This is a genomic window from Brevundimonas sp. UBA7838, assembly GCF_002500885.1.
Classification (GTDB): Bacteria; Pseudomonadota; Alphaproteobacteria; order Caulobacterales; family Caulobacteraceae; genus Brevundimonas; species Brevundimonas vesicularis_C.
The window spans coordinates 16,860-17,411 of the sequence record NZ_DLTK01000150.1 but is presented as its reverse complement, the minus strand read 5'-3'; positions in this window follow the sequence as shown (position 1 = coordinate 17,411).

Genomic DNA, 552 nt, shown 5'->3' with positions numbered 1-552 from the left:
CGGCCGACCTGGGCGGCGCGCTGGGCACGCGTGCGGCGACCGAAGCCGTCATCGACGCCATCCGCGCCATCCATTGGGCGGCCGCGCATCGGGTGCAGATGCATTGGGCCTGACGGCTTAAACTGAAGCTGAAAATCCTGCCGCTGAGCTTGGCTTTTTCGGCATACACAATCTGTCATAGGGCCGTATGATCGCAAGATCGTGCGGCCCTGTTCTTTTTCTCCATGACCGTTGCAAGAAAGTTGCGCCGTTCACGGTCTAGCCCCTTGCGCCTATCGCAAATGCGGTAAAATCTTCGCAACTGCGAGATTGCATAGGGGGTACTAGCTCATGTCGCAGACCACGAAACGACTTACGGGAGCGGCTGCGCTCCTACTTCCCACACTCTGTCTGATGGCTGCCGGCGCGGCGAATGCGCAGGACGCCGCGCCCGCCTTGCTCGGCCACCAGGCCGCGCTTGAGCTGGACAGCGCCGGCGCCTCATGGCTCGGCACCTCGACCGCCCTGGTTCTGCTGATGACCCTCCCCGGTCTGGCGCTGTTCTATGGCGGC